The sequence below is a fragment of the Lacticaseibacillus jixiensis genome, assembly GCF_042847315.1.
Taxonomy (GTDB): Bacteria; Bacillota; Bacilli; order Lactobacillales; family Lactobacillaceae; genus Lacticaseibacillus; species Lacticaseibacillus jixiensis.
Genome location: NZ_BAAFPR010000015.1, coordinates 1 through 21846, shown reverse-complemented (window position 1 = coordinate 21846; position 21846 = coordinate 1). Strand labels below are relative to the sequence as shown.

The window sequence follows — 21846 nt, the reverse complement described above, 5'->3', positions numbered from 1 at the left end:
CCGCTAAGAGCAGGCTGCTTCGCTTTGGGTTCTTCGTCGAGCTGTGCAAAGCAACGCGATCGCGTGTAAGCTGGTCTGATCTTATGGCAAAGCCCGCCATTAGCTCAGGCCAGCTTACACACATCGCTAAACCCGCTTTGCTTCGCTCTGGTACAAAAAAACCGCCAGCACGATAAGGCTGACGGTTTTGGTTATTTGCCGTTTGGTTTGTGTTCCATGTAGTCGCGGAGGTTCGCCACGACAGATGGGTCTGGGGCCTCACGCATCGCTTTGATGTTATGGATGTGCTCCACAGAGACGTGACTGTTAAGCGCCATCTCAGTATCGGTAAGATGGTTCTTGCGCTGGAAATCGATGATCTCCCGAGAAAATGCGTTAACCTGGTCTTTTTCGCTCATGCTCCTAATTGCCTCCTCGAATTCTTACTTCCCAGTATACCGAATTTTTAAGGCAATGAGCAAATAAGTTGCATTCGCAAACAATTGTTTGTATAATAAAAGTAAGTGAATGTCACCCTTGTCAGTGAAGGGAGCGAGTCGTATGGCCCCATATGCTTACTTGCAAGAACTAGCTGGCCAACAAACCACGCCAATGCGCGTGCGTGTGTGGGAGAACAAGAACGTCGTGATCCGACGCAATTTAGATAATAATAACGGCCTCGTGACCCAAATTTGGGATGCATGGTTGCGCCAGACGTTGCGGCCTTTCAGCGGCTTTGAGCCGTTGATCGAAATCGATGTGTTCGGCGAGCACCCAGATATCCGCTTCTTTGCCGAGAAGCAGCTGGCCGATGCCGTGCACTATTTGCTACATGTTGATAAACAATTGATGTCTAGTGTGTGAACGCCGCAGCTTGCTGCGGCGTTTTTTTTATCCAGAGCGGAGGGCGCGTTGCGCCGCGCAGCTCGACGAAAAACCAGAGCGAAGCAAAGCGGGTTTAGGGCCGGCTTATTGGATAATCTGCGTCTCGATGCACTTGGCGATTTCTTTGAGCTGTTCGCGTGTCATCGTTTCTGCTGACAAGTGGCCATAATAATCTTTAAAGGCAGCTAAACTGGAAAATCCGTCAGGTTCTGGCGCACTTTGATCACTGTCGTTCTGCGGAGCGTCATCACCGTCCAGCCGGCCGTTTAAATCGACAATGTTGTTGCCGTTGACTTGCGGGTACGCGTAGATAACGAAGCCGTGAACAAACGGTGTGATTTGCAGATGCTCGTCGAGAAAACGGTGGAGTTTGAACATGGTGGTTTTGACTTGCTGGGCGGGGTCATGCCATTTAGCATAGCCTTCAAGCGGCTCGTCCGGCTTGGCGACCAGCGTGAAGAAATCTGCAGGCGCCAGGTTGCGGATCGGGTTGGGCAGCGCATCTTCGATGATTGGCCAAAATACGGCGCATTCTTGCTGCAGTTGAGGCAGGGTAATTTCGTGATAAATCGTGCCGCTCCAATACTTGGTTTCAAGGACAAATAACCCGCGGCGGCTGAGCAGCAAGTGATCGATTTGTCGGTTGGGCTTGCCGTCGTTAACGCTCAAAAACAGGTTCGAGTAAATTTTAATACCGTCTTTGCCATACTGGTCTCGCAGCGATTTGGCCATTTTGTAGGTTTCGTATTCACCACGGTTGGTGTAGGGACGATCGAGCATTGTCATGATAAAGGACCTTCTTTCAAGTTTAAGCTAAGTAGCTTTGAAACGAGGACAGGGTTACGCATACCGGTTAATAATTCTCAGACGGAGCAAATATAGCGCATTTATTAACGTCATACAATGAGCAATCAACGAAGAAATGATGACGAGGTTGCACAATCTTTCCAAAAGATTTTGCTAACAAAAAATTAGCCGTTTTGCTTTAACTCACTAAAAGTAAGTGCTATAGTAGTCCTTGTAATCAAATGCAATCATTCAGGAGGACATGCACATGACAGTTGTAAACGGGTACCAACAAAGCGATAACGAACAGAAACTGGACATTTTAAACCTGCCTGCATTGGAAGCAGAAGCTAAGAAGATCATTCCGGCTGGAGGATTTGGCTATATCGTCGGCGGAGCTGAAGATGAATGGACCTTGCGCCAGAACACGAAGGCATTCGAACACGCCCAAATCGTGCCTAAGGCCTTATCCAACATTGAGAACCCGGATCTTTCCACCAAGGTTTTCGGCATCGACTTGAAGACACCGGTGATGATGGCCCCGGCTGCGGCGCAAGGTTTGGCGCACAGCCAAGGTGAGAAAGCGACAGCCAAAGGGGTAGCGGCAGTCGGCGCATTGATGAGCCAAAGTACTTATTCTTCGACTTCTATTGCCGACACTGCAGCGGCAGCACCTGGTGCCCCACAGTTCTTCCAACTGTACATGTCCAAAGACTGGTCCTTCAACGAAAGCCTGCTGGATGAAGCCAAGCGCGCTGGTGCTAAGGCGATCATCTTGACGGTGGATGCCACGGTCGATGGTTATCGGGAACAAGACATCATCAACAATTTCCAATTCCCGATCCCAATGGCCAACCTTGAGAAATTCGCTGCAGGGGATGGCAAAGGCAAAGGGATCGGTGAGATCTACGCTGCCGCAGCCCAGAAGATTTCTGAGGCTGATGTGCGCCGGATCGCTGAATATACCGATTTGCCAGTGATTGTTAAAGGCATTGAATCTCCTGACGACGCTTTGCGCGCTATCGGCGCCGGCGCTAGCGGCATCTATGTTTCCAACCATGGTGGGCGTGAACTTAACGGCGGCCCAGCGGCGTTTGATACCTTAGCCGGCATTGCCAAGGCGGTCAACCATCGCGTGCCGATCATCTTCGATTCCGGCGTACGCCGCGGCAGTCATGTGTTCAAGGCGCTGGCTTCTGGCGCTGACTTGGTTGCTTTTGCGCGGCCGGTGATCTACGGCTTGGCTTTAGGCGGTGCGCAAGGGGTGCAAAGCGTGTTTGAGCAAATCGACCATGAATTAGAAATCGTGATGCAACTGGCAGGCACCAAGACGATCGATGACGTGAAGCATGCGCCATTGACCCACTACAGCTACCAAGACTAAACAATAGACGGCTTGTGGAACCTGTGAGGGTTTGCAGGCCGTTTGCCGCAGGCGGGTTTTTAGCGTGAACAAGCGCTTGCATGGTATAATGTAGGCGAGGTGAGCGCAATGAAGGTATTGATCTTATATGCTTCGATCACAGGCAATGCTAAAGGAATGGCCCGGATCTTGGCGCAATTTTTCGAACACGCAAAGGCACAAGTGACGATCGGTGAGATGCAGCAAACTGATGCGGCGAAATTGCTGAATTATGATGCGGTGATCTTGTCGATGTACACCTGGTCTGGCGGCACGATCCCTGAAGAAAGCCAAGACTTCTTCGCCGATTTGAAGCAAATCGATTTCACCAAGAAGCCTTTGGTGTTCGGCTTAGCCGGAACCGGCGATCGCTACTATGGCCAAGACCGCTACAATACCGCGCCGGATCATTTTGCCGCGGTGTTGACCCAAGGCGGCGCGATTCAAGGGGCCAGCCCGATCAAGATCGAACAAGGCGCCACGCAAAAGGACATGCCGGCTTTTGCCACGTTCACCAAGCAGGTCATCTCGAAGGTGCAGTCGGTGCAAGCATGACGATGTGACGCCGACAAGTGAGGAGGGATCATCGTGGACGAAGCGGTATTCTTTAATCCAGGCGATGCGATCGCCAACGACTACGATTACGCAGCCGCGCGGCGCAGCGCGCAGATCTTCAAGGCGCAGGATATAGCAGACAAAGGGTTAGTGATCGTGCAAGATCAAAGCGGCAAGTTCTCGGTGTTCTACGAGGCCGCCGCAGTCGATGCAGCAGCAGGCAAGAAACCGGCCAGCCAATACACGATCATGGCCCATATTTAAGAGGCAGTATGCAGTCGATTTGGTATCGCAGCGGTTTGAGTGTCGTCGCCATTGGCTTGGCAGCATGGTTATGGCACGAATGGCACCAGCCCATGCCCGACCCCATGTCCGGCGGATTCGCCGCCTTGGGGCTAGGGGTAGTGGTGGTGTTATTAGCCGCAAGCTTTTGGAAAAAATAACCAGAGCGCAGTGGCGCGCTTGAGCGGGTCGGGTAGCCTAGCTGTCGTGCTTGAGGCGTACTTTGCCTCGAGTACGACAGCGTAGCTAACCGCACCCGCGATGCGCCACGGAGCTCGACGAAGAAACCCAGAGCGGAGCAAAGCGGTTTTAGCGGTGGATATAAGACGGGATGACGTTTGGGCGGTTCATGCCCAAGCGGCGTCACGGCTTATATCACGCCGCGTTGCTTTGCGGAGCTCGACGAAGAAACCCAAAGCGCAGTGGCGCGCACTTAGCGGTAGATATAAGGCGGGATGGCAGTTGGGCGTTCTTTGCCCAATTGACGTCACGACTTATATCACACCGCGCTGCGCCACGTAGCTCGACGAAGGAACCCAAAGCGCAGTGGCGCGCACTTAGCGGGTCGGGTAGCCTAGCTGTCGTGCTTGAGGCGTACTTTGCCTCGAAGTACGACAGCGTAGCTAGCCGCACCCGCGCTGCGCCACGCAGCTCGACGAAGATCCACCACAAGGAGGTACGCTTATGGCAACTTTGACCCCAGCAATGCAGGAAATGATCGGCAAACAGCTGAATTTCTTGGCAACAGCAGACGAGAACGGCAATCCGCAAGTCGGCCCTAAAGGCACGATGCGGGTGTTTGATGACCACCGGTTGATTTATAACGAAGAAACCGGCAAGCAGGCTTGGCACAATCTCAATGACAATCACAAAGCCGCTGTGGCGGTAGTTGATCGCGCCGCTTTGAAAGGCTTCCGCTTTGAAGGCACCGCGGAGTTTCACACTGATGACCAGATCTACGCGGATGCGGCGGCATTTGCCGAAGCAAGACATTTGCCACCGGCGATTGCGGCAGTGGTGATCAACGTTAAGCGCATTTATCGCTTGGACGTCGGCAGTGTTGCAGGTGATTTAATCGAAGCTGATCCTGAATAATCAAAAAGGCAGGTCCCGCAATTTGCGGGACCTGCCTTTTTATGGGCATCAAGCCGGTTGGCCGATGCGTTGTTGATGACTTTGGACGATGAGATCGGCGATGCCTTGGGCAATGTTTTCGTTGCGCAAGATCGGGCCATGCGCGTAGCTGCCGAAAGTGTTCTTATAGCGCATGCCTTCAACACCGTCTTCTGGATTGTTGCCGTAGCCTTGGATCATTTTGCCTAAAGGCTTCAGGCGCTTAGGGTCGTCGAAGTAGGTGCGCCCGGAGTGATTCTCGAAGGCGCGCACCGTGCCGAAACTGGTTTCAAACTCGGTGTCGCCGATCATCCGCGCGTCAGCTTTAAACACAGTATGCAGCGGCAAGATGCCTAAGCCTTCAATGGTATGGCCGTCGCTGGTTTCATAATAAGCGCCGAGCAGCTGATAGCCGCCGCAGATGGCCAGCATCGGCTTGCCGGCTTCAATATAGTCGCTTAAGGTCGCTTTGTGCCGCTTGAGGTCGCGGGCGACGACGGTTTGTTCGTAGTCTTGGCCGCCGCCGAAGAAGACGAAGTCGTAGTCTGCCGCGTTAAAAGGCGCCTCTAAACTGATGTTGTCGACACGCACGTCATAGCCGCGCTGGTTAAGCCAGTAGCGCAAGATCTTGACATCGCCTGAGTCGCCGTAAGTGTTCATCAGGTCTTCATACAAATATGCGATCATGATCGGTTCAGACAATTCGTTCACCTTACTTTCGTTTAGAGCATTTTACCATATTTTCCGGTGCTTGTCCGCTGTGGGGAAGTTGTGAAACATTCTGAGCGGCAGTTGTTGTTGTCAGGCAATTAAGTTACACTAGAATGTGATGTGAAACGCGCTAATTAAGGCGTGCAAACCGGATGTTGTAAGGAATGGTGGCCAAGATGGACCGTGAAACATTTGCGACAGCACTCACTGCTTTAGGCATACAGCCGACGCAACAGCAACTTGCGCAATACGCAACATATTATACGTATTTAGTCGCTGAGAATCAGAAAATGAACCTCACTGGGATCACCGATGAACCCGGGGTTTATTTGAAACACTTCTATGATTCATTAACGCTGGTCAAGGCTTTGCCAGAATTGCTGACAAAGCAGCGGACATTGTGCGACGTTGGCGCTGGGGCGGGCTTTCCGTCGCTGCCAGTGAAGATCGCAGCGCCGCAGCTTGAAGTCAGCATTGTCGATTCGCTTAACAAGCGCATCGAATTCTTGCAGCGCTTAAGCGCCAAGTTGGACTTAACGCAGGTGCAGTTGTATCACGACCGCGCCGAAACCTTCGGCGCGAAGAATTCAGTCCATCGTGAAGCTTACGACGTGGTCACGGCGCGGGCAGTGGCGCCGCTGAATGTGTTAGCCGAGTTGTGCTTGCCGCTGGCTAAAGTCGGCGGGGTGTTTGTGGCCATGAAGGCCTCAGCAGTTGACGCTGAACTTGACGCCGCCAAGTTGGCGGTGGCCACGTTAGGCGGCAAGATCACCCAGGTCGTTGAGTTGACGCTGCCGGAATCAGGCGATCCGCGAACCCTTGTGGTGATTGAGAAGCGCAAGCCAACGCCGAAGAAATACCCTCGCAAGCCGGGCACGCCAAGCAAATTACCACTGGGAGGTCAATGAGATGGCGTTACCATTTTTCGGAAAGAAGAAAGCGGCATCGACGGATCTGACGGTGCAAGAGATCCCGCTGGATAAAATCGTGCCTAACCGCTTCCAGCCGCGCAAAGTGTTCACCGACCAAGCAATCAGTGAGCTGGCTGAAACCATTCAAACGCATGGCTTGCTGCAGCCGATCGTGTTGCGTGAATATGCTGCCGGCGCTTATGAGATCATTGCCGGTGAACGGCGCTTTCGTGCGATGCAGCACTTGCATATGGCCAAGGCGCCAGCGATCGTGCAGAAGATGTCAGATGAAGAATCGGCTGCGATGGCCTTGATCGAGAACTTGCAGCGCGAAGGCTTGTCGGCGATCGAAGAAGCCCAAGCTTATGTTGAGCTGATGAGGCTCAACGACTGCACCCAAGCCCAGCTGGCGACGCAATTAGGCAAGAGCCAATCATTTGTGGCTAACAAGTTGCGGCTGTTGAAGCTTTCAGAACCGGCGCAACAAGCGATCATGAATCAAGAAATCACCGAACGCCACGGCCGAGAGCTTCTGCGCTTAGACGATTATCAACAACAATTGATGCTGCATCGGATCTTAAACGATGGCATGACCGTTAAAGAAACCAGCCTTGCCGTTGAAGCGGTGTTGCATCCGGAGTTGGCCCAAGCCGCCAAGAAGCCTGGTCAGCCGGCGCCAGCCAAGCATACGGCCAAAGCAAAGAAGAAGGCGCAGCGCGCGCCGCAAAGTCACGACACGCGCATGGCTGTTAATACGCTGAAACAGTCGGTGCACTTGATCGAAGAAGCCGGCATGTCGGTGAAAATGACCGAAGAAGACGCCGACACGGTGTATCGGATCGTGATCGAGTTGCCTAAACAAAGCTAGATTTGTGAAGGAGGGTACTATGGCACACATCATTGCCGTCGCCAACCAGAAAGGCGGCGTGGGAAAAACCACCACGACGATCAACTTAGGCGCTTGCTTAGCCAATGCCGGCAAGAAGGTGCTGATCGTTGATGCCGACGCACAAGGCAACGCCACTAGCGGTGTTGGCATCCAAAAGCCAGACGTTGCCAAAGATATTTACGACGTGCTGGTCAACGAAGACCCAATTTCTTCAGCCTTGTTACAAACCAGCCACGACAATCTTTGGATCGTCCCGGCGACGATCCAGCTGGCTGGTGCCGAAATCGAATTAACCAACCAAATGGCGCGTGAATTGCGGATGAAAATGGGCCTGGCTGCCGTTGAGCAAGACTTTGATTATATCTTGATCGATTGCCCGCCAAGTTTGGGGCAATTGTCGATCAATGCCTTCACTGCCGCCCATTCGATTTTGATCCCGGTACAAAGCGAATACTATGCGCTGGAAGGCTTGAGCCAACTGCTCAACACCGTGCGTTTGGTGCAGAAGCATTTTAACCCGACGTTGAGTATCGAAGGGGTGCTGTTGACGATGTATGATCGGCGCACCAACTTAGGTGCACAAGTCATTGAAGAAGTGCGCAAGTATTTCGGGGATAAAGTTTATGAAACCATTATCCCGCGCATCACCCGCTTGGCGGAAGCGCCGAGTTATGGCATGCCGATCGTCGATTATGACCCGAAGTCCAAAGGAACCGAAGTCTATACACAATTGGCCCAGGAGGTGTTAAAGGCTCATGGTGAATAAGAATAACAAAGGTTTAGGCCGCGGTATCGACGCCATTTTCCAAGAATTCGAGAATCCTGACACCACATTGAGCAGTGTCACCGAATTGCCGCTGACTGACATCCGCCCGAACCCTTACCAGCCGCGGCGCACCTTTGATGAAGCGGCACTTGCTGAGTTAGCCGATTCGATCAAAACCACCGGCGTCTTCCAGCCGATCATTGTGCGCAAGTCGGTCAACGGCTACGAGATCATCACCGGCGAACGCCGTTTCCGCGCGTCTAAGCTCGCCGGCAAAACAACGATCCCGGCGATCGTGCGCCAATTCGATGATCCGGAAATGATGGAAATCGCGGTGTTGGAGAACCTGCAGCGTGAGGACTTGACCCCGCTTGAAGAAGCGCATGCTTATGACACCTTGATGGTGAAGCTGAACTTGACCCAACAAGCCGTTTCCGAGCGCTTAGGCAAGTCGCGGCCCTATATTGCCAACGCTGTGCGCTTGTTGACCTTGCCTAAAGAAGTGCAAGGGATGCTTGATGATGGCCGCTTGTCTGGCGCCCAAGCGCGCGGGTTGTTGCGGCTGAAGGACAAGTCGCAACTGGTCGGCTTGGCCAAGCGGGCGATCAAAGAACAGCTGACGGTGCGTCAGTTGGACCAGTTGATCACGCAACTTAATTCGCAAGCGACGCCGAAGAAGAAGAAGCCGCAAACGCCGAAGTCACCATACTTGCGCGCCAGCGAGAACCAGCTTGGTGATCGCTTCGGCACCAAGGTCAACATCGCCCAAACCCAGAAAGGTAAAGGCAAGATCGAAATCGACTTCAGTAATGAGGATGATTTAACGCGAATCTTGGCATTACTTGAGGTTAATCTAGACTAAGGGGGCCCACTCATGTACGCTTTACATGATCATGTTTTAATGAAGAAGCCTCACGCATGCGGGGTCAATGATTGGGAAATCATCCGCATGGGGATGGATATCAAGATCAAATGCACTGGCTGCGGCCATATCGTCATGATGCCGCGCCACGATTTCGATCGTAAAATGAAAAAAGTGCTGGGATAGCCCAGAGCGGAGCAAAGCGGTTTTAGGGCGGAGTGTAAGGCAGGATGACGTTTGGGCGTACTTGGCCCAAGCGGCGTCATGACTTACACGCAGGCCCGTTGCTTTGCGCAGCTCGACGAAGACCACAACGTCGCAGGCCCCCGGACAGGTGTTGCTCCGGCGCGCGGGGGCTGCAAGACGGCGCAGGCTGTGCGGCCGGCTGCAACCGCGCAAAGGGCGCGCGTTTTCCGCCTAAGAATTTAGCCATGCGCTCGCTTTGCTCGCCTGCACGTCTAAATTCTTGCCGCGATCAGCATCGCAAGCCAAGCAAAGTGCGCTTGTCTCACAATGCTGATCGTTTCACGGCCTGACCGTCTTGCAGCCCCCGCGCGCCTCCGCAACACCTGTCCTACGATATTCGAATCAGGATAGATAACTTTAACCGAGGCGGAGAGAGCGGGACGGTTAACCACGCAGCTCCACCAGGGTCAAAGACAGCGACTCTGAGCAAACCCTATTTACCAACGTATGCTTCCATACACCAAACCTACAAACACAGAAAGAGTGAACGAATCCATGGCTTTAACAGCAGGTATTGTCGGCTTACCAAACGTCGGCAAATCGACTTTATTCAACGCGATCACCAAAGCAGGCGCCGAAATGGCGAATTATCCTTTTGCTACGATCGATCCTAACGTCGGCATGGTGGAAGTGCCTGATGCGCGTTTGGCGCGGATCGACGAACTGATCCCGGCCAAGAAGATCATCCACACGACTTTTGAATTTACCGACATCGCCGGTATCGTCAAAGGCGCTTCTAAAGGTGAAGGACTGGGCAACAAGTTCTTGGAGAACATTCGCCAAGTCGATGCCATCATTCACGTGGTGCGCGCTTTTGACGACGATGAGATCACCAGTGTCACCGGTAAAGTCGACCCAATCGACGATATCGAAACGATTAACTTGGAATTGGCACTGGCGGACTTAGAGTCAGTTAACAAGCGCTACGCCAAGGTCGAAAAAATCGCCCGCACTCGCGACAAAGAAGCAGTTGCTGAATTCGAGGTGCTTAAGAAGATCAAGCCGGCGCTTGAAGAAGGCCAGCCAGTGCGTTCCCTTGAGTTCAACGAGGACGAACAGCAAATCGTTAAAGGCCTGTTCTTGTTGACGACGAAGCCAGTTTTGTATGTGGCCAACATCGCCGAAGATGATATGGCTGATCCAGACGGTTGCGAATATGTCAGTCAGATCCAAGAATATGCGGCCAAAGAAGACGCTGAAGTGATTGCTGTGTCTGCCCGTACTGAAGAAGAAATCGCCGAACTCGATGATGCAGATAAGGCTGATTTCTTGGAAGCAGAAGGCGTCAGCGAATCTGGTTTGGATAAGTTGATCAAAGCTTCTTATCACTTGTTAGGCTTGGCCACGTTCTTTACGGCTGGTGGCAAAGAAACCCGCGCTTGGACCTTCAAGCGCGGCATGAAGGCGCCGCAAGTGGCTGGGATCATCCATTCCGACTTCGAGCGCGGCTTCATTCGCGCCGAAACGATGAGCTTTGCCGACTTGGATAAGCTCGGCAGCACCGCCGCAGTCCGCGAAGCCGGCCGCCTGCGTTCTGAAGGTAAGGAATATCTGGTGCAAGACGGCGATATCATCGAATTCCGCTTCAACGTCTAACCAGAGCGGAGCAAAGCGGGTTTAGCGATGTGTATAAGGCAGCCTGAGCCGATGGCGGTTTGTGCCATTGGATCGGGATGACTTATACGCGATCGCGTTGCTTTGCGCAGCTCGACGAGAACCAGAGCGGAGCAGCCCGGGTTTAGCGATGTGTGTAAGATGGCCTGAGCTAATGGCGTACTTTGCCATAAGCTCAGGACAGCTTACACGCAATCGCGTTGGGCTGTGCAGCTCGACGAGAACCAGAGCGCAGTGGCGCGCACTTAGCGGGTCGGGTAGCTTAGCTATTGCGTTTGGGGCGCATTTTGCCCCGAGTGTAATCGCGTAGCTAACCGCACCCGCGATGCGCCACGCAGCTCGACGAGGACCACACCAGCATCACAACACATTTGCACGCATGGGGGGATTTAGTAGTGGCAGATAAGAAGAACACACCAGAAGAGGTTCAGCCTGAAGTCGACGTCGAGGCGTTGTTAAGCGAGTTGACCAAGAAGAACGACGAATACGTCTTCAAGTTGCGGCGCATTCTAAAAGAACATCAATACACCGACGCGCAAGAACACAAGGTCTTAGTTGATATCTTGCCGGAGATGGTCGAGGCCCAACGCACTGGCAAGCCGGCCACTCAGATCTATGGTCCAGTGACGGTCAAAGCCGACAGTATCATCAATGCCCCAAAGCCGCGGCCGCATGTGTCGTTATGGCTGAGCGGCCTTGATTTAAGCTTGCTGTTTGCCAGCATCTTTGGCTTAATGTATGGCATAATGGGCTACTTTAAGCCCAAGGCCGTTCAAACCAGTTCTGGCTTGGCCTCTGTGATCGTCATGGCCGTCATGGCGGGGTACATCTTCGCTTATTACAATGACTGGGCGCGTCAGCCGAAGGGCAAGCGGACCAAGACTTGGCTCATTACTGTGGGCGCGTTTGCGGCGATCCTGCTGGGCTCTTTCCTGTCTACCGGTCTCTCTCAGATCAAGTCGCCGATCACCAGCCCGGCACCTTGGCAGGCCTATGCAGTGATGACGGTAGTGGGCTATGGCGCGCACTGGCTGCTTAAGCGGCGTTATAAGCTGCCAGGTTTAATGGCTGCTCAATAATCCCGAATGAAAATATATTTATTGCATCATTTGTTCGACGCAAGGAGACGTTTTGCTGAAAAAATTGGCGCTAAGTTGCCAATCGTTCGGCTCTTTTTCGCGAAAAAATGAGGCAATTCTCATTTAGAAAGCCCGCTATGACGGGCTTTTTTTAATGCTCAATAAGTAGTAATTGACGAACCTCAGGATGAATGCTATTCTGGTCAACAACAAAAAACGAAAGAGGGCTGTCCACTTGAGTAATTGGGAGACAAAGTTTGCGCGCCGCGGTTTTACATTTGATGATGTGTTATTAATACCTGCTGAAAGTCACGTTCTGCCTCAAGACGTTGACCTTTCTGTCCAACTGGCCGACAATTTAAAGCTCAACATTCCAATTCTCTCTGCTGGGATGGATACCGTTACCGAAAGCGACATGGCGATCGCCATGGCACGCCAAGGCGGCTTAGGTGTCATCCATAAGAACATGAGTATCGAAGCACAGGCTGACGAAGTGCTAACGGTTAAGCGTTCTGAGAACGGTGTGATCATCAACCCGTTCTTCTTGACTGCTAACGATCCAGTGTCTGCCGCTAACGACTTGATGAAGAAGTATCGCATCTCCGGGGTGCCGATCGTTGACTCCAAGGATTCGCGTAAGCTCACTGGGATCATCACTAATCGCGACTTGCGCTATGTCTCTAATCATGACGTGGCCATCGGCAGCGTGATGACTGCGGAACACTTGGTGACGGCACCAGCTGGAACCAGCCTTGAAGAAGCTGAGAAGATCTTGCAAGCACACAAGATCGAAAAGCTCCCATTGGTTGATGAAGCCGGGGGCCTCAGCGGCTTGATCACCATCAAGGATATTGAGAAAGTCGTCGAATTCCCGAACGCTGCCAAAGACGATCATGGCCGCTTGCTGGTTGCTGCTGCCGTTGGGGTCACCAGTGACACCTTCGAACGCGCCCAAGCCTTATTGGATGCCGGTGCTGATGCATTGGTCATCGACACGGCGCATGGTCATTCGGCAGGCGTCTTGCGCAAGATCAAAGAGATCCGCGAACACTTCCCAAGTGTGACCTTGATTGCCGGCAACGTTGCGACTGCCGAAGGTGCCGCTGCTTTGTATGATGCCGGCGTCGATGTTGTCAAAGTTGGGATCGGCCCTGGTTCCATTTGCACCACCCGGATCGTGGCTGGGGTCGGTGTACCGCAACTGACTGCGGTATACGACGCTGCAACTGAAGCCCGCAAGCGCGGCAAGACGATCATTGCCGATGGCGGGATCAAGTTCTCCGGCGATATCGTGAAGGCCTTGGCTGCCGGCGGTACTGCCGTAATGCTGGGTTCCATGTTGGCAGGGACTGACGAAGCACCTGGTTCCTTTGAAATTTATCAAGGCCGCCGCTTCAAGACATACCGCGGCATGGGTTCCATCGGCGCTATGGCGCAAGGCCATGGCAGTTCCGATCGTTACTTCCAATCCGGCGTCAACGAATCCAAGAAGCTGGTGCCAGAAGGTATCGAAGGCCGTGTGGCTTACAAAGGCAGCTTAGCTGATGTTATCTACCAAATGGATGGCGGCTTGCGCTCCGGCATGGGTTATGTTGGTGCCGGCACCATTCCAGAACTGGCCGACAAAGCACAATTTATCCAGATCTCTGGTGCAGGCTTGAAAGAAAGCCATCCGCATGACGTGCAAATCACCAAAGAAGCCCCGAACTACTCAGTCGAATAAGCTTGAAGCGTCTGCCAAAGCGGCAGGCGCTTTTTGCTTGTCTATCAAAATGAAAGGGCATATACTTTGCCCATGGAGGTGAAGGCGATGATGTTTACAGTGGTGACATTGATTTTTTATCCGCTGCTTTTCGGGTTGGCGTTCTTGGTGATCGCGTTGGGTGTGAAGTACGGGATCATCTGGGCTGTGCGCGCATTGACCGATGATGATCTGGCCAAGGTGAGCAGGCGCTTCAAGCAATAAAGGCAAAACATAAGCGTCTCCACACGCGGTGGGGACGCTTATTTGTATGCAAGGCGGTGCTTGGGGATGGGCCGCCGCTAAGAAGAACGGGCTGCTTCGCTCCCGTAGGATAACTTTGTTGTGTTAATTCAAATCCAACCAATATCGTCTCTTGTCCGTACTTTGTCTGATCAATACACGAACAGATTTCCATCCGGTTAGCTACCGCGATTTGCTGATGTCGTCAATCAAGCCAAGTACGATCCTGATTCGACTACGCGAGGACAGGCGTTGCGGAGGTGCGCGGGGAAAACGTCGGTCAGGCCGTGAAACGATCAGCGTAGTGAGACAAGCGGGTTGTGCTTGGCTCGCTTCGCTGATCGCGGCAAGTTTCAAGACCCGCGCTGAGCGAAGCGATGCGGGGCTTGAAACTTAGGCGTAAAACACGCGCACTTTGCGTGGTTGGAGCCGGCCGCACCGCCTGCGCCGACGCTTTCCCCGCGCGCCGCAGCAATGCCTGTCCGGCCCTGACCAAGACCCCGCTTTATACGCCTGTGGTCTTCGTCGGGCTGCGCAAAGCAACGTGGCGTGATATAAGTCGTGACGCCGCTTGGGCCAAGACCGCCCAAACGTCATCCCGCCTTATATCCACCACTAAACCCGCTTTGCTCCGCCCTGGGTTTGTTATTTTCTTAATACTTTTCTGCAATCAAGCGACTGCAGGTTTGCTCTGGTACAATGAATGCAGAATAGTTCCGGACAACAGGAGAATACGCTATGAAAATCTTAATCGTAGACGACGACAAAGAAATCGTTGAATTACTCAGCATTTATGTCAAGAATGAAGGCTATGAACCGATCAAGGCCTTTTCCGGAAAAGAAGCCATCACCAAGCTGGTCACGACACCTGATATCAGTTTGATGATCTTAGACATCATGATGCCAAACATGTCAGGCATCGATGTGGTCAAAGAAGTGCGCAAGGATTCGCAGATCCCGATCATCATCGTCAGCGCCAAGACTGGCGACATGGACAAGATCCAAGGCCTGATCACCGGCGCCGATGATTATGTGACCAAGCCCTTCAACCCGCTGGAAGTGATGGCGCGCGTCAAGAGCTTGCTGCGGCGGGCGCAAAACACCGTCACCAACCCGGAACCTGACGTGTTGGAAGTCGGGCCGTTGACCATCAAGAAAGATTCGCATGAAGTCACAACGCTGACTGGCAAGTCGATTTCGCTGACCGCGTTGGAGTTTGGGATTTTGTACTTATTGGCCAGTCATCCGAACCGCGTCTTCTCTGCCGACGAGATCTTCGAGCGCGTTTGGCAACAAGAATCGATCGTCTCTGCCAAAACCGTGATGGTCCATGTGTCGCATTTGCGTGACAAGATCGAAGAAGCGACCGGCGGTGAGAAAGTGATCGAAACCGTCTGGGGCGTGGGGTATAAAGTCGAGGCATAACCAATGGAGAAGGTCCACTTAACTGGCAAGGAGAAATCGGAGCTGTGGGGCGAAGGGCTGATCACGGTCATTTTGTTATTGATGCTTAACCTCGCCATGGTGGTGTTGGGCAAGCAGATGATCGCGGCTGACCCGCATTTGCAAGATTCGATTTGGGGCATCAAGAATGTGCTGACTTTTGGCCAAAATAACGTCCATTTATGGAGCTGGCAGAATTTTATTGTCGGGGCGATGGCCATTGCTGATGCGATCGTGGTGTATTGGCGCTTGATCCGGCGCTACCGCCAGATGCAAATGCGCCACGTGATCGGCGAGCTGCACTACATTGCCGATGGGCATTTTGAACACCGCATCAACTTTGAGGTGAACAGCGACTTGCAGAAGGTGATCGCTTCGATCAATGCGCTGGTGGATTCCACCGTGAATGCCATGGAAGAAGAGCGGCGCATTGAGCAGTCCAAAGATGAATTGATCACCAATGTTTCCCATGACATTCGCACGCCGCTGACCAGCATCATCGGTTATTTAGGCTTGATCGAAGACCAGCAGTATCAAAATCCCGAAGAAATGGTGAAATACACCCACACGGCATATCTCAAGGCCAAGCAAATGAAAGTCTTGGTGGAAGACTTGTTTGAATACACCAAGGCGCGCCAAACCACGACGCCGCTGAATGCTGTAGACTTTAATATGGTGGCAATGTTGGAACAATTGGCGGCGTCTTATGAGTTGGAAGCCGAGAAGAAAGGTATCGCCATCAGCGTTTCCGGCAACCCGGATCCGTTGATGATGCAAGCAGACACCGAGAAGCTCAGCCGCGTGTTCAACAACTTGATCATCAATGCCTTCAAATATGGCAAAGGGGCACGGCATCTGTTCTTAGAAGCGCAGAAAGTCGGCTCAGAAGCCGTGATCAAAGTCTCTAACGATGGGGATGCGATTCCTAACGACTCGCTGAATCGGCTGTTTGACCGCTTCTATCGCGTGGAAGGTTCGCGCTCGCAAGAAACCGGCGGCAGCGGCTTAGGCTTGGCCATTGCCCAAAGTTTCATCGCCTTGCATGGCGGCTACATCTATGCAGATTCGACGCCGGAATTAACCAGCTTCGTGATCCATTTGCCATTGCGGCTAGGCACAACGTTGAAACGTCCGCAGAAATAAACGGCGCGTGGTATGCTAGTGAGTATCAGTTCTCTAGGAGGAAAAACTTTTCATGGCAAAATTATGGCGCAGACTCGCCGGGATCGTCGCGGCATGCGCGTTGTTTATCGGCTTGGCCCAAACCACTCAGGTGCACGCGGCTGATGTTGATATCAACGCCACCGCGGCAGTCGCCGTTGAAGCCCAAACTGGTAAGGTACTGTACAGCAAAAATGCCCAGCAGGTACTGCCGCTGGCATCAATGACGAAGCTGCTGGGAATCTATTTGGTGCATCAAGCCATTGCTGATGGCAAGCTGCAATGGACAGATACCATCAAGCCCAGCGCCAGCATCACCAAGCTCAGCAACAATACCGACTTGTCCAATGTGCCGTTTCGCGCAGATGGGACCTACACGGTGCGTCAGTTGTATCAAGCGGCATTGATCGATTCGGCCAATGCCGCAATGATGCTGTTAGGCAACAAGGTGGCAGGCTCGCAAACCAAGTTCGTTGACGCCATGCGCGCCCAATTGCAAACTTGGGGCATCAACGACGCCACCATCATCAATGCCACTGGTTTAGACAACAGCGCCATTGATGCTGCCGACCGCTATCCCGGGTCCAAACCCAATGCTGAAAACACCATGTCGGCAAACGATGTTGCGAAGATCGCCCAGCACTTGCTGCATGATTATCCGCAGGTGCTTGAAACCACCAAGCTCAAGACGCTAGATTTTGTGGATAATAACGACAAGATCCCGATGACCAATTACAACGCCATGCTGCCAGGCACGAAAGCCGCGGTAGCCGGCTTGAATGTGGACGGCTTGAAAACCGGGACGACTGACCGCGCTGGCGATTGCTTCACCGGTACCGTTGAGAAAAACGGCATGCGCATCATCACTGTGGTCATGCACGCCAACGGCCAAGGCGACAACAAGCGCTTTGTGGAAACCGGTAAGCTGATGAATTGGGTGTTTGCCAACTGGAAACAAATGACAGTCACCACCAAAGGCCAACCCGTCCGCGGCCACGCCAGCTTGAAGGTCAAACACGGCACCAAAGCGCGCGTCGGGTTGAAAGCAACTAAGACGTTGAAGCTTTATGTGCCGGCTGCCACTACCGCCAAAGACTTGCGTTACACCTACACCGCACACTTGAAGCAAACCCTTGAAGCGCCGGTGCAGAAAAACGCCAAAGCCGGCAGCTTAACGGTAGGGACGGCTAATGACACCTTGGGTTACTTAAACGACAAACCCAGCAAGTCTGTGACCCTAGTCACGGCCAAGCAAGTCAAGCGCAACAACACCTTCAAGCTGATCTTGCATGGAATCGGCGAGTGGTTTAGCAGTTTGTTCTAAGCGTAAACGGTTCACTTCAATTGAGGTGGACCTTTTTTATTGCTTGGCGGCTGTGGCTAACGGCGGATGCAGCGCCAGCAGCAACGCGGTATGATGAAAGCAGATAGACGAAAGGATGCGGCAATATGGAATATCATCCAATCACACCAGCCGGCGTGGCGGCTTTTAAAGCAGAAATCGAAGCCCTTAAACAAGAGCGGCCCACGCGAATCCACCGCTTAGCCGCGGCTGCGGCATTAGGCGATCGCTCAGAGAATGCCGAATACTCAGCGGCCAAGCGGGATCTGCGGCAATTAGAAGGGCGCATGCGGTATTTAGATAAAGTGATCCGCTATGGCGAAGTGGTGCCACAGCCCGATGGCACCAAAGTTGCCATTGGCACGACGGTGAAGCTGGATTTTGGCGACGGGGATGTGGCCACGTATCACGTGGTCGGGCCCAAAGAAGGCGGCTTAAGCGATGACAACTTAACCAGTGATTCGCCACTGGGCCAAGCGGTGCTTAATGCCCCATTGCATGCCGTGGTGCAAGTACAAGCGCCAGCTGGTACTTACCCAGTCACCGTTGTTGCCATCAGCGTGTAACACTGTTTGTAATCTGTTATAATTAGACGTACTTGTGCGCTGTTAACCACGCATTTCTAAGGAGATCATCATGGCATTATCGTTGAACGCATGTATTTTATTACTCAAGGAACATCACTTACTCAAAAGCTCGGCTGTCCAGAATTCGCTAGACACGCAAATGTCTGGCATCGCCTATGATTCGCGCAAGATCTCAGGCCCCAGCCTGTTCTTTTGCAAAGGCACGCATTTTCGGCCGATCTACTTGTCGATGGCCAAAGATAACGGTGCGATCACCTATGTTGCCGAGAAACCCTATGTAGAAGGCAACGGCATGAACGCCTTGATCGTGGTCAATGTGACCAAGGCCATGGCGATTCTGGCGGCGGCTTTCTATGATTTTCCGCAAGACGATTTATTCGTGATCGCCTATACCGGCACCAAAGGCAAGACGACTTCAGCATACTTCACGCGCGGGATCTTGGAACAAGCGCACCCTAAGCGCGTGGCGTTGTTCTCGACGCTTGATCGCATCGTCGGCCCTAACCCGGATCAGAAATTCAAGTCTGATCTCACCACCCCAGAATCCTTGGACTTGTTTCACGACATGCGCCAAGCCGTAGATAACGGGATGACGCATTTGGTGATGGAAGTTTCCAGCCAAGCTTATCTGCGCAACCGCGTGTTTGGGTTGACCTATGATGTCGGCTTCTTCTTGAACATCACACCAGACCACATCGGCCCCAATGAGCACCCGAATTTCGCCAACTATCTGCATTCCAAGATGCAGCTGTTGGTCAATTCGCGCAAGGTCGTGATCAATGCCGAAACCGATCACTTCGATGAAGTCTACGCCGCGGCAACGACCACCACGTATCCAGAATCGATTTACTTGTTTGCCAACGCTGACTTCAAGCCGGCGCGCGATGACATCGACATCGACTTCCGCTTTGAAAGCCAGACCTTAGATACCACCAAGAGCCGCTTTACCTTAGTGCCAGTCACACAAAAAGCGGCTGATCTCAACATCGGCGGCCCATATTGCTTAAGCTTGATCGGGGACTTCAACGAGTCTAACGCCACGGCGGCCTTGATCGGCGGCGGCTTGGCCGGCGTTGATGGCCATAAAGCCAACCCTGGTATCGCCAACGTCCAGATCCCAGGGCGCATGGAGCAATATCAAATCGATGGCCACGGCATCGTGTATGTGGATTATGCCCATAACTATGGCAGTATGAAAGCCTTGATGCATTTTCTCAAGGCGGAATACCAAGACCCGAAGATGTTGGTTGTCGTGGGCTCACCTGGTGATAAAGGGGTTTCGCGCCGACCTGGTTTTGCCAAAGTGCTGACAGAATATGCGAGTGTCGCTTATTTGACCACCGATGATCCAGGCTTTGAAGACCCAGCAGACATTGCCAAGGAAATCGACAGCGGCATCGATCATGACAAAGTCGAGGTGAAGATCATCTTGGATCGCAAGGCGGCGATTCGTGAGGCCATCGAAGCCAGCAAACCAGGCGACGTGGTGATCGTCGCCGGCAAAGGCGCTGATCCTTATCAGAAGGTCCGCGGCATCGATACGCCATGGCCGCAAGACTTGAACGTGGTTAAGGAAATTGCGTCTGAATTGAAAGAAGGCTAAGCATGCAACGTTTTTTCACTGTGATCGGAGGGATGGGCACGCCGGCAACTGAAAGCTATGTGCGTTTGTTAAACGCCCGCAGCAATGCCCAGCGTGATCAAGATTATATGGATTATATCTTGGTCAATCACGCTTCAGTGCCTGATCGCACCAGCTACATCCTGGATCACAGCAAGCCCAGCTTCTACCCTGACTTGCTTGAAGACATCCAACAACAAAGCCTCTTGCATCCTGAGTTCATGGTCATGGTTTGCAACACTGCCCATTACTTCTATGACGACTTGCAACAAGCGACGAAGGTGCCGCTGCTGCACATGCCGCATGTGGCCATTGCGGAAATGGCTAAGAACTTTCCCAAGGAGCAGAAAATCGGCTTGATCGCCACGCAAGGTACGCTGGCTGATGGTATTTACGCGCGAGAAATCGAAAACCACGGCTACCAAGTCGAGCTTGGCGACAAAAAGATCCAAGACATGGTGATGACCTTGATTTATGACCACATCAAGGCCCATAACCATGTGGACAAGGCGCTGTATCACGATATCTTGCGCCAGATGCACGAGCGCTTCGGCGTCAACGTGATCGTCTTAGGCTGCACCGAATTGTCCTTGGCCCAAGAAATCGCCCCAGATCACCCGTATCAGGTGATCGACGCGCAAAGCATTATCGTTGACAAAACGCTTGCCCTCGGCCGCGCGTTTAGAGTAGATGAGGCTAAAGGCAAGGCGTTACTGGAAGAGATCATGGCCTAACCAGAGCGAAGCAAAGCGCTCTTAGCGGGTCAATTAGCCTAGCCCTCGTGCTTGCGGCGTACTTTGCCGCGAGTGCGGGGGCGTAGCTAATTGTACCCGCGTTGCTTTGCGGAGCTCGACGAAAACCACAGCGTTTGAAGTTTGGACGCCAGTTTTGGGTAAAGCCCGGACAGGCGTCGCTCCGGCGCGCGGGGAAAGCGGCGGTGCAGGCGGTGCGGCCGGCTTCAACCACGCAAAAAGCGCGTGTTTTACGCCTAAGTTTCAAGCCCCGCATCGCTTTGCTCAGCGCGGGTCTTGAAACTTGCCGCGTGTGGTGTCGAGCAAGCCTCGCAAAGTACGCGAGTCTTCCTGGACACCACACGTTTCACGGCCTGACCGCCGCTTTCCCCGCGCGCCTGCGCAACGCCTGTCCTCCAGTATTCGAATCGGGATAGTGATGGGCTTGGTGAACATCATCGGCAGATTGCAAAGGCGTTGAGAAGTGAAATCTGATTGCCGGATGTAAGTGGTGATAGGTGTAGTTCATTGCTTGATTTACGCCGACGTTAGCGACAATATGATTTTTCCGCCAGAACTGTTTTAGAGTTCTGGCGGTTTTTGGTTGTCTGTGGATCTTGGTTGTGTGGCAACCTTACATACTTAACTTGTCATCGATGTGATGACTTTGATGTTCTGCACTATCTGCGCTTGATGCGTTGAACCCACGTCTAGTTGATAGACGTGATCTGCTGGTGTTTTGTTGATCGAACTGTTAGATATCCTGGTTCAAACAATGTAGGATCGGTGAGGCGTAGGGGTGTGGGGCCGGCGAGACGGTCAGGCCGTGAACCGTGTGGAGTCAGGTGAGACTTGCATCGACGCAAGCGCAGCGCAGCTAGATGCAAGGCTCACCTG

General features: G+C 52.9%; 24 protein-coding genes. 21 read left to right on the top strand and 3 right to left on the bottom strand.

What is annotated here, in order from left to right:
* Nucleotides 1-191: 191 nt before the first annotated feature.
* Nucleotides 192-398: an LBP_cg2779 family protein gene (locus ACGG90_RS10055; RefSeq protein WP_390409059.1), complete on the bottom strand. Its 207-nt coding sequence runs from the start codon at nt 396-398 to the stop codon at nt 192-194.
* Nucleotides 399-540: 142 nt separating this feature from the next.
* Between ACGG90_RS10055 and ACGG90_RS10050 the strand changes: the two genes are divergently transcribed.
* On the top strand, nt 541-843 hold the full coding sequence (locus ACGG90_RS10050; protein WP_390409058.1) for a hypothetical protein: 303 nt from the start codon (nt 541-543) through the stop codon (nt 841-843).
* A 105-nt stretch (nt 844-948) separates the two neighbouring features.
* Here the strand turns inward: ACGG90_RS10050 and ACGG90_RS10045 are convergent, their stop codons facing one another.
* Nucleotides 949-1650: a nuclease-related domain-containing protein gene (locus ACGG90_RS10045; RefSeq protein WP_390409056.1), complete on the bottom strand. Its 702-nt coding sequence runs from the start codon at nt 1648-1650 to the stop codon at nt 949-951.
* A gap of 268 nt (nt 1651-1918) precedes the next feature.
* Here ACGG90_RS10045 and ACGG90_RS10040 point away from each other — a divergent pair, with 268 nt between their 5' ends.
* The 5 genes from ACGG90_RS10040 (at nt 1919) to ACGG90_RS10020 (ending at nt 4984) form a co-directional block, all read left to right on the top strand.
* On the top strand, nt 1919-3034 hold the full coding sequence (locus ACGG90_RS10040; protein WP_390409055.1) for a lactate oxidase: 1116 nt from the start codon (nt 1919-1921) through the stop codon (nt 3032-3034).
* 108 nt (nt 3035-3142) lie between these two features.
* A complete protein-coding gene (locus ACGG90_RS10035) occupies nt 3143-3607 on the top strand; it encodes a flavodoxin domain-containing protein (RefSeq protein ID WP_390409054.1) in 465 nt (154 codons plus the stop codon).
* A gap of 30 nt (nt 3608-3637) precedes the next feature.
* A complete protein-coding gene (locus tag ACGG90_RS10030; protein WP_390409120.1) occupies nt 3638-3871 on the top strand; it encodes a hypothetical protein in 234 nt (77 codons plus the stop codon).
* Nucleotides 3872-3879: 8 nt separating this feature from the next.
* On the top strand, nt 3880-4050 hold the full coding sequence (locus ACGG90_RS10025) for a hypothetical protein (RefSeq protein WP_390409053.1): 171 nt from the start codon (nt 3880-3882) through the stop codon (nt 4048-4050).
* Between the two features lie 523 nt (nt 4051-4573).
* Nucleotides 4574-4984 carry a pyridoxamine 5'-phosphate oxidase family protein gene (locus ACGG90_RS10020; RefSeq protein ID WP_390409052.1) on the top strand — a complete coding sequence of 137 codons (411 nt, stop codon included), beginning with the start codon at nt 4574-4576 and terminating at the stop codon, nt 4982-4984.
* Between the two features lie 48 nt (nt 4985-5032).
* Here the strand turns inward: ACGG90_RS10020 and ACGG90_RS10015 are convergent, their stop codons facing one another.
* Nucleotides 5033-5689 (bottom strand): type 1 glutamine amidotransferase, encoded by a 657-nt coding sequence (locus ACGG90_RS10015; protein ID WP_390409118.1) that lies wholly within the window; start codon nt 5687-5689, stop codon nt 5033-5035.
* A 200-nt stretch (nt 5690-5889) separates the two neighbouring features.
* On the opposite strand from ACGG90_RS10015, the gene rsmG reads away from it, so the two are divergent.
* The 15 genes from rsmG (at nt 5890) to ACGG90_RS09940 (ending at nt 20952) form a co-directional block, all read left to right on the top strand.
* Nucleotides 5890-6621, top strand: a complete 732-nt coding sequence (gene rsmG, locus ACGG90_RS10010) for a 16S rRNA (guanine(527)-N(7))-methyltransferase RsmG (protein ID WP_390409051.1) — start codon at nt 5890-5892, stop codon at nt 6619-6621.
* A 1-nt stretch (nt 6622) separates the two neighbouring features.
* Nucleotides 6623-7492, top strand: coding sequence for a nucleoid occlusion protein (noc, locus tag ACGG90_RS10005; protein WP_390409049.1), 870 nt, complete (start codon nt 6623-6625; stop codon nt 7490-7492).
* Nucleotides 7493-7511: 19 nt separating this feature from the next.
* On the top strand, nt 7512-8279 hold the full coding sequence (locus tag ACGG90_RS10000) for a ParA family protein (RefSeq protein WP_390409047.1): 768 nt from the start codon (nt 7512-7514) through the stop codon (nt 8277-8279).
* On the top strand, nt 8269-9141 hold the full coding sequence (locus ACGG90_RS09995) for a ParB/RepB/Spo0J family partition protein (RefSeq protein ID WP_390409046.1): 873 nt from the start codon (nt 8269-8271) through the stop codon (nt 9139-9141). The genes ACGG90_RS10000 and ACGG90_RS09995 overlap by 11 nt, the downstream gene beginning before the upstream one ends.
* 12 nt (nt 9142-9153) lie before the next feature.
* Entirely contained in the window at nt 9154-9327 is a 174-nt protein-coding gene (locus ACGG90_RS09990) for a DUF951 domain-containing protein (protein ID WP_390409041.1), read from the top strand.
* A gap of 555 nt (nt 9328-9882) precedes the next feature.
* Entirely contained in the window at nt 9883-10983 is a 1101-nt protein-coding gene (gene ychF / locus ACGG90_RS09985) for a redox-regulated ATPase YchF (RefSeq protein WP_390409040.1), read from the top strand.
* Nucleotides 10984-11396: 413 nt separating this feature from the next.
* Nucleotides 11397-12080 (top strand): DUF1129 domain-containing protein, encoded by a 684-nt coding sequence (locus ACGG90_RS09980; protein ID WP_390409039.1) that lies wholly within the window; start codon nt 11397-11399, stop codon nt 12078-12080.
* A 235-nt stretch (nt 12081-12315) separates the two neighbouring features.
* Nucleotides 12316-13803, top strand: coding sequence for an IMP dehydrogenase (guaB, locus tag ACGG90_RS09975; RefSeq protein WP_390409038.1), 1488 nt, complete (start codon nt 12316-12318; stop codon nt 13801-13803).
* Between the two features lie 87 nt (nt 13804-13890).
* The gene (locus tag ACGG90_RS09970; protein ID WP_390409037.1) at nt 13891-14046 is read left to right on the top strand and encodes a hypothetical protein; all 156 of its coding nucleotides are present in this window, start codon (nt 13891-13893) and stop codon (nt 14044-14046) included.
* 756 nt (nt 14047-14802) lie between these two features.
* The gene (locus ACGG90_RS09965) at nt 14803-15489 is read left to right on the top strand and encodes a response regulator transcription factor (RefSeq protein ID WP_390409035.1); all 687 of its coding nucleotides are present in this window, start codon (nt 14803-14805) and stop codon (nt 15487-15489) included.
* Between the two features lie 3 nt (nt 15490-15492).
* Nucleotides 15493-16650, top strand: a complete 1158-nt coding sequence (locus ACGG90_RS09960; protein ID WP_390409033.1) for a sensor histidine kinase — start codon at nt 15493-15495, stop codon at nt 16648-16650.
* A 52-nt stretch (nt 16651-16702) separates the two neighbouring features.
* On the top strand, nt 16703-17992 hold the full coding sequence (locus ACGG90_RS09955; RefSeq protein ID WP_390409032.1) for a serine hydrolase: 1290 nt from the start codon (nt 16703-16705) through the stop codon (nt 17990-17992).
* A gap of 125 nt (nt 17993-18117) precedes the next feature.
* A complete protein-coding gene (locus tag ACGG90_RS09950) occupies nt 18118-18576 on the top strand; it encodes a GreA/GreB family elongation factor (protein WP_390409031.1) in 459 nt (152 codons plus the stop codon).
* Nucleotides 18577-18646: 70 nt separating this feature from the next.
* The gene (locus ACGG90_RS09945; protein ID WP_390409030.1) at nt 18647-20200 is read left to right on the top strand and encodes a UDP-N-acetylmuramoyl-L-alanyl-D-glutamate--2,6-diaminopimelate ligase; all 1554 of its coding nucleotides are present in this window, start codon (nt 18647-18649) and stop codon (nt 20198-20200) included.
* Nucleotides 20201-20202: 2 nt separating this feature from the next.
* Nucleotides 20203-20952, top strand: coding sequence for an aspartate/glutamate racemase family protein (locus tag ACGG90_RS09940; RefSeq protein ID WP_390409029.1), 750 nt, complete (start codon nt 20203-20205; stop codon nt 20950-20952).
* Nucleotides 20953-21846 lie beyond the last annotated feature (894 nt).